Source organism: Paragemmobacter ruber (assembly GCF_009908315.1).
GTDB classification, from domain to species: domain Bacteria; phylum Pseudomonadota; class Alphaproteobacteria; order Rhodobacterales; family Rhodobacteraceae; genus Paragemmobacter; species Paragemmobacter ruber.
Window position 1 is genome coordinate 260,324 of sequence record NZ_JAAATW010000004.1, and the last position, 16,063, is coordinate 276,386.

General features: G+C 67.0%; 14 protein-coding genes. 4 read left to right on the forward strand and 10 right to left on the reverse strand.

Annotated features, from left to right (window positions below; translation table 11 throughout):
- Positions 1 to 67: 67 nt before the first annotated feature.
- The 5 genes from GU920_RS17280 to GU920_RS17300 form a co-directional block, all read right to left on the reverse strand.
- Entirely contained in the window at positions 68 to 1,237 is a 1,170-nt protein-coding gene (locus tag GU920_RS17280) for a GNAT family N-acetyltransferase (protein ID WP_161768361.1), read from the reverse strand.
- 92 nt (positions 1,238 to 1,329) lie between these two features.
- Positions 1,330 to 2,100 (reverse strand): glycerophosphodiester phosphodiesterase family protein, encoded by a 771-nt coding sequence (locus GU920_RS17285; RefSeq protein WP_161768362.1) that lies wholly within the window; start codon positions 2,098 to 2,100, stop codon positions 1,330 to 1,332.
- A gap of 4 nt (positions 2,101 to 2,104) precedes the next feature.
- Positions 2,105 to 2,563, reverse strand: coding sequence for a RidA family protein (locus tag GU920_RS17290; RefSeq protein ID WP_161768363.1), 459 nt, complete (start codon positions 2,561 to 2,563; stop codon positions 2,105 to 2,107).
- An 85-nt stretch (positions 2,564 to 2,648) separates the two neighbouring features.
- Positions 2,649 to 3,950, reverse strand: a complete 1,302-nt coding sequence (locus GU920_RS17295; RefSeq protein WP_161768364.1) for an HlyD family type I secretion periplasmic adaptor subunit — start codon at positions 3,948 to 3,950, stop codon at positions 2,649 to 2,651.
- Entirely contained in the window at positions 3,947 to 5,680 is a 1,734-nt protein-coding gene (locus tag GU920_RS17300; RefSeq protein ID WP_161768365.1) for a type I secretion system permease/ATPase, read from the reverse strand. Before GU920_RS17300 ends, GU920_RS17295 begins: the two co-directional genes overlap by 4 nt.
- A gap of 379 nt (positions 5,681 to 6,059) precedes the next feature.
- Between GU920_RS17300 and GU920_RS17305 the strand changes: the two genes are divergently transcribed.
- Positions 6,060 to 6,878 (forward strand): MlaA family lipoprotein, encoded by an 819-nt coding sequence (locus tag GU920_RS17305; protein WP_235933366.1) that lies wholly within the window; start codon positions 6,060 to 6,062, stop codon positions 6,876 to 6,878.
- Entirely contained in the window at positions 6,868 to 7,485 is a 618-nt protein-coding gene (locus tag GU920_RS17310) for an MlaC/ttg2D family ABC transporter substrate-binding protein (protein WP_394351573.1), read from the forward strand. Before GU920_RS17305 ends, GU920_RS17310 begins: the two co-directional genes overlap by 11 nt.
- An 82-nt stretch (positions 7,486 to 7,567) precedes the next feature.
- Here GU920_RS17310 and GU920_RS17315 read toward each other — a convergent pair whose 3' ends face one another.
- The gene (locus tag GU920_RS17315; RefSeq protein ID WP_161768366.1) at positions 7,568 to 9,769 is read right to left on the reverse strand and encodes a transglycosylase domain-containing protein; all 2,202 of its coding nucleotides are present in this window, start codon (positions 9,767 to 9,769) and stop codon (positions 7,568 to 7,570) included.
- A 275-nt stretch (positions 9,770 to 10,044) separates the two neighbouring features.
- On the opposite strand from GU920_RS17315, the gene GU920_RS17320 reads away from it, so the two are divergent.
- On the forward strand, positions 10,045 to 10,383 hold the full coding sequence (locus GU920_RS17320; protein WP_161768367.1) for a P-II family nitrogen regulator: 339 nt from the start codon (positions 10,045 to 10,047) through the stop codon (positions 10,381 to 10,383).
- A 40-nt stretch (positions 10,384 to 10,423) separates the two neighbouring features.
- Positions 10,424 to 11,890 (forward strand): ammonium transporter, encoded by a 1,467-nt coding sequence (locus GU920_RS17325; protein WP_161768368.1) that lies wholly within the window; start codon positions 10,424 to 10,426, stop codon positions 11,888 to 11,890.
- A 131-nt stretch (positions 11,891 to 12,021) separates the two neighbouring features.
- Here the strand turns inward: GU920_RS17325 and GU920_RS17330 are convergent, their stop codons facing one another.
- The 4 genes from GU920_RS17330 to smpB all read right to left on the reverse strand — a co-directional run bounded on the left by GU920_RS17330 (position 12,022) and on the right by smpB (position 16,062).
- On the reverse strand, positions 12,022 to 13,212 hold the full coding sequence (locus GU920_RS17330; protein ID WP_161768369.1) for a hypothetical protein: 1,191 nt from the start codon (positions 13,210 to 13,212) through the stop codon (positions 12,022 to 12,024).
- 148 nt (positions 13,213 to 13,360) lie between these two features.
- Entirely contained in the window at positions 13,361 to 14,542 is a 1,182-nt protein-coding gene (locus tag GU920_RS17335; protein WP_161768370.1) for an amino acid aminotransferase, read from the reverse strand.
- Between the two features lie 3 nt (positions 14,543 to 14,545).
- The gene (gene sseA / locus GU920_RS17340) at positions 14,546 to 15,409 is read right to left on the reverse strand and encodes a 3-mercaptopyruvate sulfurtransferase (protein WP_161768371.1); all 864 of its coding nucleotides are present in this window, start codon (positions 15,407 to 15,409) and stop codon (positions 14,546 to 14,548) included.
- 173 nt (positions 15,410 to 15,582) lie between these two features.
- Entirely contained in the window at positions 15,583 to 16,062 is a 480-nt protein-coding gene (smpB, locus tag GU920_RS17345) for an SsrA-binding protein SmpB (protein ID WP_161768372.1), read from the reverse strand.
- Position 16,063 lies beyond the last annotated feature (1 nt).

Below are 16,063 nucleotides of genomic sequence, written 5' to 3' on the forward strand. Positions count from 1 at the left end.
GGTTGCGGGGTGCCGCGGGTGGCTGCCCTAGGGGTGGCACCGTATGGCGAAAAGGTCAACATTGCTGTCAGGTCTCGGCGGTGATGCGCCGGAAGGGGCCATAGGCGGTGAGCACCTCGATTTCCTCATCGACGGCGCGGCGTTCGGCCTGCAGGTAATCGGCGACGGCCTTGCGGAAGCCGGGATCGGCGATCCAGTGCAGGGAGTGAACGGGGGTGGGAAGGTAGCCGCGGGCCAGCTTGTGTTCGCCCTGCGCCCCGGCCTCCACCCGCGGCAGGTGGTGGGCGATGGCCCAGTCGATGGCCTGATAGTAGCACAGTTCGAAATGCAGGCAGGGGTGATCCTCGATGCAGCCCCAGTAGCGGCCGAAGAGCGTGTCGCGCCCGATGAAGTTGAGCGCGCCCGCGACAGGGGTGCCGTCGGGGCGTTCGGCCAGCACGAGGAGCATGTCGGCGCGCATCGTTTCCTGCGCATGGGTGAAGAACCGGCGGGTGAGGTAGGGGGTGCCCCATTTGCGGGCGCCGGTGTCTTGATAGAAGGCCCAGAAGGCATCCCAGTGGTGGGGCTCTATCTCATCGCCGGTCAGTTGCCGGATCGTCAGGCCCGAGGCGCGGGCGGTTTCGCGTTCCTTGCGGATCATCTTGCGCTTGCGCGAGGAGAGGTCGCCCAAGAAATCATCGAAGGTGGCGTAGCCGCGGTTTTCCCAGTGGAATTGCTGGGTCACCCGGTGCAGCAGGCCGTAGCGGGCGGCCAGCGTTTCGGCCTCTTCCCCCGTGCAGAAGGTGGCGTGCAGCGAGGACAGGCGGTTCGAGCGGGCGAGGTGGATCGCCGCCTCGACCAGCGTGTCGCGGGCATGGGGCGCATCCGGGGCGGCGAGGAAGCGGCGGCCCGTGGCGGGCGTGAAGGGAACGGCGATCTGGAGTTTCGGGTAGTAGCGCCCACCGGCGCGTTCGAAGGCCTGCGCCCAGCCGTGATCGAAGATGTATTCGCCCTGGCTGTGGGATTTCACATAAAGCGGCGTGGCGGCGAGGAGGCGGTCGCCGTCACGGATCACGAGCGGGCGGGGTTGCCAGCCGGTGCCGCTGCCGGTGGAGCCGGAGGCATCAAGCGCGGCGAGGAAGCGGTGGGTGGTGAAGGGGTCGATCGGGCGCGCGCCGGTGGCCGCTTCGGGGCAGGCGAGGGCGTCCCATTGGGCGGCGGGCAGGTCGGTCACGCTGTCGAGGAGGTGGGTTTCCATGGCCTGCCGGTGCCGGTTCTTGAGGAGGGGGGGCCCGGGGGGGCTTGGCCCCCCCGCCCGACGCCAGACACTTGGCGCGGCGGGGCCGCCCGTCAAGCCGGGATCGGGGCGGGGTATTGTTCGAAGGTGATGTTCTGCGCGATGCGGCGTGCGGCGGCCTCGGCCGCGGGGGATTTGATCGTCCAGCACAGGATGGCGGCACCTTGGCCGGCCAGTTCGGCCACGCGGGGGCGGGCGAGATCGGTGTTTTCGTGGCTGATGAAGCTGGCCTGAACCCGGTCGTAATCCGGGATGTCGCGGAGGCGGTCGCAGGTGGCGGGGGGCAGGGGGTGCCAGTCTGCGGCATCATAGGCCGAGGTGGTTAGGCCGCGCGGCAGCCCGGGCGCGAGGCGGGCCATATGGGCGATGCAATGGGGGTTGAAGGACATCACCGCGACGGGGCCTGCATAATCGGCCAGAAGGGCGGCGGTGGCGGCCTCGAGCCGGCCATCGGTTTCCGCCATGCGCAGGGTCTGATCCTTGAGTTCGATCAGCAGGGGCACGCGGCCCGCGACGAGGGCAAGCACCTCGGCAAGGGTGGGGATGGTTTCGTCGCCGCCTGTGAGCGGGATTTCGGCCAGCGCGGCGGCGGTCATGTCGCAGAGCCAGCCGTCCTGCGGGGTGAGGCGTTCCAGCGTTTCGTCATGGAAGACCATCGGCACGCCGTCGCGCGAAAGCTGAAGGTCGATCTCGATCGCGTAGCCCGCGGCGATGGCCGCGCGGATCGCGGCGCGGCTGTTTTCGGGGCGGCCTTGGGCGCGGTCGTGATAGGCGCGGTGGGCGATGGGGGCCTTGAGGAAGGCAGGCGGCAGGGCGGGGCGCATGGGATCAGCGGATCTCGAAGATGCCTTCGATCTCGACCGCCACGCCGAGCGGCAGCGCGGCCGCCGAGACGGCGGAGCGGGCGTGGCGCCCCGCGTCACCCAAGGCGGCGACGAGGAAATCGGACGCGCCGTTGATCACCTTGGGCTGATCGGTAAAGTCGGGGGTGGAGTTGACGAAGCCCACCAGTTTCACCGCGCGCACGAGGCGCGAAAGATCGCCACCGCAGGCCTTCTTCACCTGCGCGAGCAGCGAGATGGCGCAGGATTTCGCCGCGTCGGCCCCCTGTTCAATGGTCATGTCTGCGCCGAGGCGGCCCTTGATCAGGCCGCCCGCGTTCTGGCTGATCTGGCCCGAGACATGGACGAGATTGCCCACCACCACGAAGGGGACGTAGTTCGCCGCCGGAGCAGGGGCATCGGGCAGGGTGACGCCGAGATCGGTGAGGCGGGCTTCGATGGACATGGTTCCTCCGGGGGATGGGCGATTGCGCGGCTGTTGCGCGGCGGAGGCTAGCCGGGGGCGCGGCGGGCGGCAAGGGTGGGTGGCATCAGGATTCGCGGAAGGCCTGACGGAAGTAATCGGTGAAGGGCTGCAACAGATAGGCCAGCGGGGTGCGCGCGCCGGTGAGGATATAGGCCTCGACCGGCATCCCGGGGACGAGGGCGCGCCCGCCAAGGCGGGCGATCTGATCGGGGGGAAGAGTGATTTCGCCGCGGAAGAAGGTCTGTCCCGTGGTCTGATCGGCCAGCGCATCGGCAGAGACGAGGGCGAGGGTGCCTTGCAGTTCCGGCGCATCGCGGGTGGAGAGGGCAGAGAAGACGAGGCGGACGGGCTGACCCAGCCGCACCTCATCGACATGGGGGGGCGGGATCTGGACGGCGATGACGAGCGGGCGATCCTGCGGGACGAGGTAGAGGATCGGGTCCGCGGGGCGGATCACGGCGCGCGGCGTGGTGACGGCGAGGCTGAGGACGGTGCCCGAGACTGGGGCGCGGATGTCGAGCCGGGCGATGCGTTCGCCCAAGGCGCGGGCGCGTTCGGCCAGTTCCTGTTCCGCCGGGCCGATGTCGCGCAGCTCGGCGGTGGCCTCTTCGCGGCGCAGGGCGGCGAGGCGGAGGGATTCGATGTCGATCTCGGTCATGCGGCCTTCGGATTGGGCGCGCAGGGCGGCAAGCTCGCCCACGCGGCCTTGCAGGCTGGCCGCCTCGCGGCGCAGCGCAAGGACGCGGGCCGCCTGCGCAAGGCCGCGGTCGAGCAGGGATTGCTGATCGGCCAGTTCGCCCGCGATCAGTTCGGCCTGCAGGGTGAGGGCGGCGGATTGCGCGTCGATCCCTTCGATCTGGGCTGCGGTCTGGGCCTTGCGGCGGGCGAGTTGTTCGGTCTGGCGGGCGAGCGTGTCGCGCCGGGCGAGAAAGAGGCGGCGCTGGCCTTCGATCTGTTCGGCCACCTCGGGGCGCGTATCGGCAAGCGCCCTGAGGTCGGGCGGGAAGGCCGGGGCGGGGGCATCGTCACGCTCGGCCTCGAGCCGGGCGCGGCGGGCGCGGAGTTCGAAAAGCTGCGCCTCGACGATGCTGAGTTCGGAGCGCAGGAGCGTGCCGTCCAGCGACAGCAGGAGGTCGCCCGCCTGCACGGCCTGCCCTTCGCGCACGGCGATGGCGGAAACGACCCCGCCATCGGGGTGCTGCACGATCTGACGGTTCTGATCCACCTGGATCTGGCCGGGGGCGATGACCGCACCATCCAGTTCGGTGCCGCTGCCCCAGAGGGCGAGCATGAGGGCCAGCCCGGCAAGCGTAGCAAGGCCCGCGCGGATGTGGCGGCGGGCGGACCAATCGGGGGATGGCGTCATCGGATGCCCCCGGGCGCGACCTTGCCGACGATGTCGCCCGCGTTCTGCACCATCTCGCGCAGGACCTGATCGCGGGGACCGAAGGCGCGGCGCAGGCCATCTTCGAGCACGAGGAGGAGGTCACATTCCTGAATGGCGGCGGGGCGGTGCGCCATGATGAGGGCGGATCCTCCCGCAGCCTTGTGGGCGCGGATGGCGGCGTTCACGGCGAGGGAGCCTTCATTGTCGAGGTTGGAGTTCGGTTCATCAAGGATCAGGAGCACGGGTTCGCCGTAGAGCGCGCGCGCCAGCCCCACGCGCTGCACCTGACCACCTGACAGGAGGCCGCCCGTGCTGTCGAGCCGGGTGTCATAGCCGCCAGGCAGGCGGAGGATCATGTCATGGGCAGCGGCGGTGCGGGCGGCGGCGATGATGCGGGCATCATCGGTGGGGGCGAGGCGGGCGATGTTTTCGGCAATGCTGCCGTCGAACAGGCTAACGCGCTGGGGCAAGTAGCCGATCAGCGCGCCGAGCGTGTCGGGATCATATTGATCGAGGGTGGCGCCATCGAGCCGGATGCTGCCCGAGGCGGGATGCCACAGGCCGGTGAGGGCGCGGGCAAGGGTGGATTTGCCCGCGCCAGACGGGCCGATGACGCCAAGCGCCTGCCCCGGTTGCAGGGTGAAGGACAGGCCGCGCAGGGTGGGGACGGTCTGGCCCGGGGGAATGACGGAGAGGTTCGTCACCTCGATCCGTGCGGCGGGGCGGGGCAGGGCGGTGCGCGGCACGGGCGGCGGGACGCGCGACAGCAGATCGGCAAGGCGCGTGCGAGCCTCTTGCGCGCGGGTGAGGATGGGCCATTGCGCCACGGCCTGTTCGATGGGTTGCAGCGCGCGGCCCATCAGGATGGAGGCGGCGATCATCGCGCCGGGGGTCAGTTCGCCGCGCAACACCACCCAGGCGGCAAGGCCCAGCATGGCCGATTGCAGATAGAGGCGAAACCCGCGCGAGGCGGCAGACCAGCCGCCGCCCGTATCGCCCGCGCGGATGGATTGTTCCAGCGCGGTGGCGCGGGTCTGTTGCCAGCGGGCGAAGGCGGCGCCGGTCATGCCGAGCGCGCGGATGGTATCGGCTTCGCTGCGCATGCGGTCGGCGGTGCGGTCGGCCAGAAGGGCGGTTTCGCTGGCGCGTTGCAGCGCGGCCTGCGTGCTGCGCTGGTTGAACAGGGCCATGGCAAAGATCACCGCGGCCCCGGCGATGGCCAGCCAGCCCAGCAGCGGGTGGAAGATGAAGATGGCGGCGAAGTAGATGGGCGCCCATGGCATGTCGATCAGCGCGCTGACGATGGGCGAGGACCAGAAGGTGCGGATCGCCTCGACATCGCGCTGGGCGGCGAGGGCGGCGCGGTCGTCGGGGGCTACGGATTGGCGGGACAGGGCGGCGCGGAAGGCACGGGCATCGAGCGCGTCCTGCAGGCGGGCGCCGATGCGGGCGAGGATGCGCCCGCGCAGGTGATCGAGCACGGCCATGATCACGAAGAGCGCGGTCATCAGCAGGGTGAGGGCGACAAGCGTCGCTTCGGACTGGCTGCCCAGCACGCGGTCATAGACCTGCAGCATGTAAAGCGGGCTGGTCAGCATCAGCAGGTTGACGGCGCTGGAAAATACTATGGCCGCGACAAACAGCCCGCGCTGGTCTGCGAATGCGTGGCGCAGTTCTGCTACGCCGTCGGCTGGTCTGCCCCGCTTCATGCGACGCCCTCTTACCCAAACACTGGTTACCCGGCGGCTGGCCGCACGCCGAAACGCTAACACGCCATCAGGGGCGGTGCCATGTGGAAAACGGCGCAGGGGGCGGTCTATTCCCTTGGGCGGCGACAGTCGGGCTGCGAAAGAAGACATCCGGCGAGGATCGGCTTGCGTATGCAGTGGAATTGCGGGCCTTGCGGTTCGGGGCCGCACGGTCTGGGGTCCGCCAGGGCGGGCGGGTTTCCGCAATTCGTGACCGGGGCGCGAGGGCGTGGCGGTTGTCAAGGGCGGGGCGGGGGCTTATGGCTGGCGGATGTGTCGCCGGTTGCGATCCGCTTGGGCGGGACGGGAGCAGGGTGAACAGGCGGGACGGTGAGACAGGATGATGGTGAAACGCGATAGCACGGGCGGGATGGCGGCAAGCGGCGCGCCGCGGCCGGCGCTGGTGGTGGCGGGCCTTTGCGCGGCGCTGCTGACGGCCTGCGGCCCGGCACCGATCGCCACAGGCGTCAAGGACCCGAACGAGGCGAGCAACCGGCAGGTCCATGCGTTCAACCGCGGGCTGGACCGGGCGTTGCTGCGCCCGGCTGCCACGACCTATAGCAGCATTCTGCCCGAGCCGGTGGAGCAGGGCATTTCCAATTTTGCCAGCAACCTCGATGCGCCGGGCGATGTGGTGAACAACGTGCTGCAGTTGCGTCTGGGCCGCGCGGCCGAGAACACGCTGCGTTTTGCGCTGAACACGACGGTGGGGATCGGCGGGCTGTTCGATCCGGCCAGCGCGTTGGGGATCGAGGGCGATCCCACCGATTTCGGCGAGACGCTGCATGTCTGGGGCATGCCGGAGGGCACCTATGCCGAGGTGCCGCTGCTGGGGCCGACGACCGATCGCGATTTCATCGGCGTGATCGTGGATGTGGCGGCGAACCCGGTGCGGCTGGCCTTGCCGGAGCCGGAATCCTATTACGCGACGGGCACGAAGGTCGCCTCGGGGCTGAGCCGCAGGGCGCGCTACAGCGACACGGTGGATTCGGTCCTGTATGAAAGTGCGGACAGCTATGCGCAGACGCGCCTGCTGTATCTGCAGAACCGCCGCTTCGAACTGGGCGGCGCGGCGGGCGCGGCGGAGGAGGGGTTCGAAGACCCCTATGCCGCTTTCGAGGATCCCTATTCTGATTTCGAGGACCCCTATGCAGAGTGATCACAACGCGACCCGGATGACGCGCCGGGGATTTACGTCCATCGCGCTGGCGGCATCGGCCGCGTTCGGGATGCCGCTGCCGGTGTTCGCGCTGACGGTGAACGATGCGCGGTCGCTGATTGATTCCGCCGTGGCGGACGTGAACCGCATCATTGCATCCGGCAAATCGGAGAACGCGATGTTTGGCGATTTCGAGCGGCTGTTCGCGCGCTATGCCGATGTGCCGGTGATCGCGCGGTCGGCGCTGGGGCCTGCGGCGCGGCAGGCCAGCCGGGCGCAGCTTTCGGCCTTTACGGATGCATTTCAAGGCTATCTGAGCCGGAAATACGGCCGCCGCTTCCGCGAATTCATCGGGGGCCGGATCGAGGTAACGGATGCGCGCCCGATCAAGAGCTATTTCGAGGTGATCTCGGTCGCCTATCTGCAGGGCGAGGCGCCGTTCGACCTGCGCTGGCATGTGTCGGACAAGTCGGGGCGGAACCTGTTCTTCAACATCATTATCGAAGGGGTCAACATGCTGGCTTCTGAGCGGACGGAGATCGGGGCGCTTCTGGATCGCAATGGCGGCGATATCGACCGGCTGGTGGCGGAACTGCGCACGCTGTAAGGCGCATCCGATAGCATAAGAAAACCCGCCGGGTCTGGTCCCGGCGGGTTTTTTGTTGCGCGGATGCCGGGTCTTGCGCCAGTCAGTATAGGCCCAGCAGATCGCGCAGCAAGGATTCGACCGGGTCTTCCTGCGACCGGTCGCGTTGCGGCTGGGCGGGTTGGTCGGGCAGGGGCTGGGCGTATTCAGGGTATTGCTGCTGTGGCGGGACGCGCGGTTCGGGGATGTCCATCGGCAGGGGCTTCACCTCCACCCCTTCGTGGACGCGGACCATCACCTCGTGCCAGATCTCGGCCGGAAGGCCGCCGCCGGTGACGCCGGTGAGGGGCGTGTTGTCATCATAGCCCATCCAGACCCCCGCGACGTAATCGGCGGTAAAGCCCACGAACCACGCGTCACGGGCGGCCTGTGTGGTGCCGGTCTTGCCCGCCGCAGGGCGGCCTTCGAGCCGGGCGCGGGTGCCGGTGCCGGCCTCGATCACCTGCGACATCATGTAGGTCAGATAGCGCGCGGACTGTTCCTGGATCACGCGTTCGCCGATCCCGCCCGTGGCGCCGATCAGCGGTTCGGATTCGCCCTGCAGGCTGAGTTCCACCAGCCCGTAAGGCGTAACAGCGGACCCGCCGTTCAGGATGCCCGCGAAGGCGCCCGTGGTTTCCAGAAGCGTCGCCTCGGAGGCGCCAAGCGCCATGGAGGGGACGTCGGTCAGGTTGGATTTGATGCCGAAGCCGTTGGCGACCTGCCGCACGGCATCGCGGCCCACCCATTCCGAGACCTTGACGGCGGGGATGTTCCGGCTTTCGGCCAACGCCTGCGTCAGGGTGATCAGACCCTTGAATTCATTGTCGTAGTTCTTGGGCGTCCACGGGCCGGAGCCGGGGATGTTCAGCGTCAGGGGGATGTCTTCGACGAAATCCGACGGGCTGTAACCCAGATCCAGCGCGGCGGCATAGACGAAGGGTTTGAACGTCGATCCGGTCTGGCGCAGCGCCTGCGTGGCGCGGTTGAAGCTGCCTGCCGCCTCGATCTTGCGGCCGCCGACCATGGCGCGCACGGCGCCATCGGCGGACATGACCACGATGGCGGCCTGGGCATTCGATCCCTGCTTGATCTTCGTCTCGAACACGAAGGCCAGCGCCTCTTCTGCGGCCTTCTGCAGCCGCTGGTCGAGCGTGGTGCGGATGACCACATCCTCGGTCGTCTGCTTGGTCAGGAAGGCGGGGGCGGTTTCCATCACCCAGTCGGCGAAGAAGCCGCCGGAACGGGAGGCGGCGGCCTCGGACAGGCGGGCGGGGTTGGCGCGGGCGTCTTCGGCCTGATCGGCGGTCAGGTAGCCCTGTTCTTCCATCAGGCCGATGATCACGTTGGCGCGGGCGCGGGCGCGGTCCATGTTGTTGGTGGGCGCGAAATAGGAGGGCGCCTTCAGCAGCCCTGCCAGCATCGCGGCTTCGGCGGCGTTCACCTCATTGGCGGATTTGCCGAAATAGCGCTGGGCGGCGGCCTCGAACCCGCGCGCGCCCGCGCCCAGATAGGCGCGGTTGAAGTAGATCGTGAGGATTTCTTCCTTGGAGTATTTCAACTCCATCGCCATGGCGTAGGGAACTTCCTTGATCTTGCGCGCGATGCTGCCACGGCGGCAGTCGGCTTCGTAATCGGCCTCTGATTCCCATTGCGCGGGGTCGTAGGGGACGCCGAGGCAGAGGAGTTTGGCCACCTGCTGGGTGATGGTGGAGCCGCCGTTGCCTTCCAGCGGGCCGCGTCCTTCGGACAGGTTGATGCGGATGGCGCTGGCGATGCCGCGCGGCGAGATGCCGAGATGGCGGTAGAAGCGGCGGTCTTCGGTGGCAACCACGGCGTCATGCAGGAAGGGAGAGACGGTGTCGGCGGTGATCATGCCGCCGAAGGTTTCGCCGCGCCAGGCATAGACCTTGTCTTCGCGGTCAAGAAAGGTGACCGACCCGCGCGAGCGGGCATCGACCAGCTGTTCCACATCGGGAAGCTGGGCCAGAAAGTAGAGGATGGCCGCGCCGAGGACCGAGCCGCCGACAACGCCGAGCCGCCAGCCCACACCCCAGACGATCCGCCAGATCAGGCCGAAAAAGCCGAAGAAGACGCGACCGATGGGCCCGCGCTTGCGCGGCGGGCGACCCGAGCCGGACCCGCGCGATGGCCGGCGCGGCGGCGTGCCGCCCCCGCCGCCCGTGTTGCGGGCCGGCGTCTGGCGTGCAGGTGTGTAACGCTTGTCCGCGACGAGCGACCCGCGCCCTTTGCCCGATGCTGCCATGCCTGTCTCTGCCCGTCTTCTGCGTGCTGCTGCGCCGTCAGTCTAGCCTGCCAGCAGCGGAATGTGGAGACAGGATGATGTTCACAGATCGGCAACGATTCGCTTACATTTTATGCTTAAAAATTAGTCACACGTTACAAAAAGTGCAAAAATTGTGCAAAATATGCGGCTGCGGGGGGATGGGCGACGCTGGCTTTCCTTGTCGTGGCGGGCAGTGGCCCCTCTTCATGCCGTCAAGGGCCTAAACGGGCCCCCGCCAATGGAAGGGGAACGACGTGAAACTCATCATTGCTGCAATCAAGCCGTTCAAGCTGGAGGAGGTCCGTGAGGCACTGACCACCATCGGCGTCAGGGGCATGATGGTGACCGAGATCAAGGGATTTGGGTCGCAGTCCGGCCATACCGAAATCTATCGTGGCGCCGAGTACGCCGTGAACTTTGTGCCGAAGGTCCGGCTTGAGATCGTGGTCAGCGACAGCCTGGCCGACCAGGTGGTCGATACGATCCAGAAAACCGCGAAGACCGAGAAGATCGGCGACGGCAAGATCTTTGTTCTGGATGTCGAACAGGCCGTGCGCGTGCGCACCGGCGAAACCAATGACGATGCGCTCTGAGAGACGCAGGGAAGGGGAAACCGCAACAATGAAGAGTTTGATGAAACTGTCCGGCCTTTCCGCGCTTGTCGCGGGCCTGTCGGCGCTGCCTGCCGTGGCGCAGGAATTGACGCCTTATGTCTATGAAAAGGTCGTGGACAAGGGCGACGTGGCGTGGATGTCGGTGGCGACCATCGTTGTGCTGCTGATGACGGTGCCGGGCCTGGCGCTGTTCTATGGCGGTCTGGTGCGCACCAAGAACATGCTGTCGCTGCTGACGCAGGTCTTTGCCATCACCGCCATCGTCTGCCTGATCTGGGTGACCTATGGCTATTCGCTCGCCTTCTCCTACGGCGGGTCGCTGGATACCTATGTGGGTGGCCTGTCGAAGATGTTCCTGGCGGGCGTGGATTACTCGACGCTGGTTCCCACCTTCTCGAACGGGATCTGGATGCCGGAATACACCTTCATCGCCTTCCAGATGACCTTTGCCTGCATCACCCCGGCGCTGATCGTCGGCGCCTTTGCCGAGCGGGTGAAGTTTTCGGCAATCATCGTGTTTGTCGTGCTGTGGGTGACCTTCATCTATTTCCCGATGGCGCACATGGTGTGGTGGTGGGGCGGCCCGGACTTCCTGGCTGAACAGCAGACCGCGCTGCTGATCGCCGAAGCCGCCGGTGACACTGCCGCTGCCGAAGCTGCCGCCGCGAATCTGGCCGCGAACGGGCTGATCTGGAACTGGGGCGCGCTGGACTTTGCGGGTGGTACGGTCGTTCACATCAACTCGGGCATCACGGCGCTTGTCGGTGCGATCGTGGTGGGCAAGCGGATCGGCTATGGCAAGGAATCCATGGCGCCGCACTCGCTGACCATGACGATGATCGGCGCGGCCCTGCTGTGGGTTGGCTGGTTCGGCTTCAACGCCGGGTCCAACCTGGAAGCCAATGCGATCACCTCTCTGGCCATCGTGAACACCTTCGTGGCGGCGGCTGCGGGTGGCGTGGCGTGGATGTTCGCCGAATGGGCGACCAAGGGTCATCCGTCGCTGCTGGGCCTTGTGTCGGGTGTTGTTGCGGGTTTGGTGGCGGTTACGCCGGCGGCGGGCTTTGCCGGGCCGATGGGCGCGATCGTGCTGGGTCTGGTGACGGGCGTGATCTGCTTCATCTTCGTGGGCTTCATCAAGAACAAGTTCGGGCTGGACGACTCGCTCGACGTGTTCGGGATCCACGGTCTGGGCGGCATCATCGGCGCGCTGGGCACGGGCATCCTGGTGAACCCGGCGCTGGGTGGTGCGGGTATCCCTGACTACCTGTCGCAGCCGGGCACGCTGCAGGTGGCCGAGTATGTGTTCTCCACCGCCTTCATGGCGCAGGTCAAGGCCGTGTCGTTCACCATCGTCTTCGTGGGGATCGGGTCGTTCATCCTGTTCAAGCTGGTGGACCTGACCATCGGCCTGCGCGTGAAGCCGGAAGTGGAGCGCGAAGGTCTGGACATCGCCGAACACGGCGAGCGCGCCTACAACATGTGAGATTGGCGGGGCCGCCTGCGGGTGGCCCCGTCAGAAAACGGCGCGTCGGGGTTCCTCCTCCCTTCCTCGGCGCGAAACTGAGACGGCCCGCGGGATCCTCCCCCCGCGGGCCGTTTTTCGTTGCGGCGGGATCAGCGGTCGCGGATGGCGATGATGCGGCAGGGGATGGCGGGGTCGAGGAAGGCATCGTTCACCTTGCGATACACCCATGTGCGGCGCGAGTGGTACCAGCACCAGTCGGCGGCGCGTTGGATCGCGGCGCTCGCGTCCGGCATGTCGTGGGACGATCCCCAGACGCCATAGGGGCTGAGGGCAAATGCGCCCGGCCCTTTGGTCGCCTGCCAGTGCTGGAAGGCGGAGTAGACGTCGGGGGGGACAGGAAGGACGCCTTCCATCTTTTCGACGGGCACATTCATGTGGGTCACGGCGCAGGGGCCTTCGGAGGGGCGGCGCTGGGTTTCGCAGAACAGAAGGGCGATTTCGCGCCCCGCCTCGGGCCAGCCCGCCTCACGCACGGTTTCGCCGCCGTCGCCGCCATTGGCGGCGTGGGTGCCGTGCAGGCCTTTCGGGAGATAGGGTTGCAGCCAGAGCTTCGGCCCACCGGCCAGGTGGATGACATGCGACCGGGTTGCGGGGGCGATTTCGGTGGGTGCGATGGTGAAAGCGGCAGGGTAGAGTTGTGGCCTCGGGCGCAGATCCTCGATCCCCGTCACGCGCAGGACGCGGCAGGGTTCGGACAGGGGGGTATCGGCCAGCGGTTCGGTGGCGCGGCGGGCTTCGCAATCCTCGGCTGCGTCGCGCATAAAGCCTGCACTTCGCCGCCGCTTGCCCAGAAAGTCTGCGCCCCAGGCATTTGCCCCGCCCACTGCAACCGTGCCTTCGCTGAGCATGGAGCGTGTGGCGATGCCCTGTGCCATGGCGCGGGTCAGGACGGGTTCGCTGCGGGACGGGTCGCGGTGGAGGGGAAGGCGCTCTGCAACCACGCGGCAGTCATCGCCGCACAGGGCGAGGGCGTAGGCGCGGGCGAGTTCGGGTTTGCGCGCGCCCGTCCAGACCCCTTGGCGTCCGCCCGGCCCTATGGCGAGGGCGCCGAAATAGTCGCTATTGGCAAGGGCCGTTGCGGCGGCGGCCTGTTCGGCGGCTGTTGCGCCGGGGGCGGGACGGGTTTCCCCTTCGGGGCCGTAGTAAAGATAGGTGCCGCTGGGATCGTCGGATTGTTCGGGGACGGGGTCGAAATAGCCCATCGCGTAGAGGGCAAGGACACCCGCCACGATGATGGCGAAGAACTGGTAGGAAGGAAGTCTGGCAAACACACTGGACATGCGGTGGGTATTGCGCGGATTTCCGGCGCTTTTCAGAACGGTCTTTGGCGGTTTCGCGGCATCACTCCGAATTGCGCCTGCCATTCTCCGAACGGAAAGCGCCCGCCGCAGGGTGCGGCGGGCGCTTAAGTTTCGGTGCCAGTGCCTGTCAGCCCGCTACCTGCGCGATGGCGGCGGCGAGGATGGGGACGGTGCGGGTATTGAGGCCTGCGATGTTGATGCGGCTGTCGCCCACCATGTAGATGCCGTGATCTTCGCGCAGCGTGTTTACCTGCGCCTCGGTCAGGCCGAGGCGCGAGAACATGCCGCGATGGGTGGCGACGAAATCGAAACGGTCGGAATTGGTGGCCTTGCGCAGCTCATCCGCCAGCGATTGGCGGAGGGTGAGCATGTTCAGCCGCACCTCTTCCAGTTCGGTCATCCAGTCGGCGCGGAGCGCGGCATCTTCGAGGATCATCGTCACCAGCCGCGCGCCGTGATCGGGCGGGAAGCTGTAGTTCTGGCGGTTGAGGAAGTTGAGGTTGCCCTGCAGCACGCCCTTGCCCGCGGCAGCCCCGATGCCGATCAGGATGCCGGTGCGTTCGCGGTAGATGCCGAAATTCTTGGAGCAGGAGGCGGCGATCAGCACCTCGGGGAAGGCAGCGGCGATCTGCCGGGTGGCTGCGGCGTCCTGCTCCAGCCCGTCACCGAAGCCCTGATAGGCGAGGTCCACCAGCGGGATCGCGCCTTGATCGGCCAGACGCGCGATGACGCCCTGCCACTGCGCGGCATCGAGGTTGGCGCCGGTCGGGTTGTGGCAGCAGCCATGCAGCAGGACGACATCGCCCGCCCGCACCTGGGCGAGGTCTTCCATCATCCCGGCGAAATCCACCCCCCGCGTGGCAGGATCGAAGTAGCGGTATTCGGCCATGTTCATGCCGAGGTAGCGGATGATCGACGGATGGTTCGGCCAGGTGGGGTTGGAAATCCAGACCGTGGCGGCGGGCGTCGCAAGGCGGATCAGTTCCAGCGCCTGCCGGATGGCGCCCGTGCCGCCCGGCGTGGCGACAGAGGCGATGCGATCAGCCGCCACGGCATCGCCGAGGATCATCGACGACAGGGCCGCGTTATAGGCGGGCTCGCCCGCAAGGCCTGTGTAGGTCTTGGTCGTCTCGGTCTCCCACAGCTTTTTCTCGGCGGCCTTGACGGCGCGCATGACGGGGGTGAGACCGGTCGCATCCTTGTAGACCCCGACACCGAGGTCGATCTTCGTGCTGCGCGGATCGTCGCGATACATGGCGATGAGTTGCAGGATCTTGTCCTGCGGTTGGGCCTTCAACTGGTCAAACATCGGCTATCCCTTTTCCCCTGCGCCTTTTTCGACAGGCAGATCGTCATACATCCCCCATTCCGCCCAGGAGCCATCATAAAGCGCGTGGTTGCGGTGGCCGATCCGTTCCAGCGCCAAGGACAGCACTGCCGCCGTCACACCAGATCCGCAGGTGGTGATGGCCGGTTTGGACAGATCAACGCCTGCAGCCTCGAACGTGGCGCGCAGGTCGGGAATGGATTTCAGCGTGCCATCGGCATTCAGGACCGTGGCATAGGGGATGTTCCTTGACCCCGGAATATGGCCCGCGCGCAGGCCGGGGCGGGGTTCGGGTGCCTCGCCCGCGAAGCGCGCGGCAGAGCGGGCATCGAGGATTTCGGCCTCGCGCAGCTTGGAGGCATGGGCCACTTGCGTGACGTCCTTCACCAGCTGGTTCTGCCGCGACACGGTCATGTGGCGGTCGCGGACCAAGGGGGGGAGGTCTTCGATCTCGCGCCCTTCGGCCCGCCATTTGGGGAAACCGCCGTCGAGCACGGCGACATCGGTCTTGCCCATGAGGCGGAAGGTCCACCAGACGCGGGCGGCGGAGAAAAGACCCGCGCCGTCATAGACGACCACCTGATGCCCGTCGCCCACGCCCATGGCCCGCATGCGCGACATGAACTTTTCCACCGGGGGGGCCATGTGGGGCAGGGCGGAGCGCTGGTCCGAGATTTCGTCAATATCGAAGAAACGCGCGCCGGGGATATGGGCGGCATTGTATTCGGCCCGGGCGTCGCGGCCTGCATCCGGGAGATACCACGAAGCATCGAGGATGCGTAGGTCGGGGTCGCGCAGATGGGCGGCGAGCCAGTCGGTGGATACGAGGGTCTTTGGATCGTCGGTCACGGGTGGGCCTCCGGCCATGCGGTCTGGGGGCAGTTAGCCGGATCGCGCCTTTGTGGCAAGGGCGGGACAGGGTCTCGGGCGATTTCTGACGCAGAAACCGCGACGTTCTCTGCGCGCAGGAAAGGGCCAAAATTCTTTGAAGAATTTTGCAAATTCCTTCGAAGGAATTTGAGTCAGTCCCGCTTGGACATCTTCAGGAGGCGCGCCTTTTCGCGGTCCCAGTCGCGCTTGGCGCTGGTTTCGCGCTTGTCGGCCAGCTTCTTGCCTTTGGCGATGCCGAGCTTGATCTTCACGATGCCGCGGTCGTTGAAATACATGCGGATCGGCACGATCGTCATGCCTTCGCGCGCGGTGGCGTTCCACAGGCGCGACAGTTCCTTGCGCGACACCAGAAGCTTGCGACGGCGGCGTTCCTCATGCCCCCAGGTCTTGGCCTCGCGGTAGGGGGCGATGTAGCCGTTGATCAGCCACAATTCGCCGCCTTCGACGGAGGCGTAGCTTTCGGCGATGTTCGATCCGCCCTGGCGGAGGCTTTTCACCTCGGACCCCAGCAGCATGATGCCTGCCTCCAGATCGCTTTCGATGTGGTAATCGAAGCGGGCGCGGCGGTTTTCCGCGATGAGTTTGGAGTTGGGGTCGGATTTCGTGGCCATG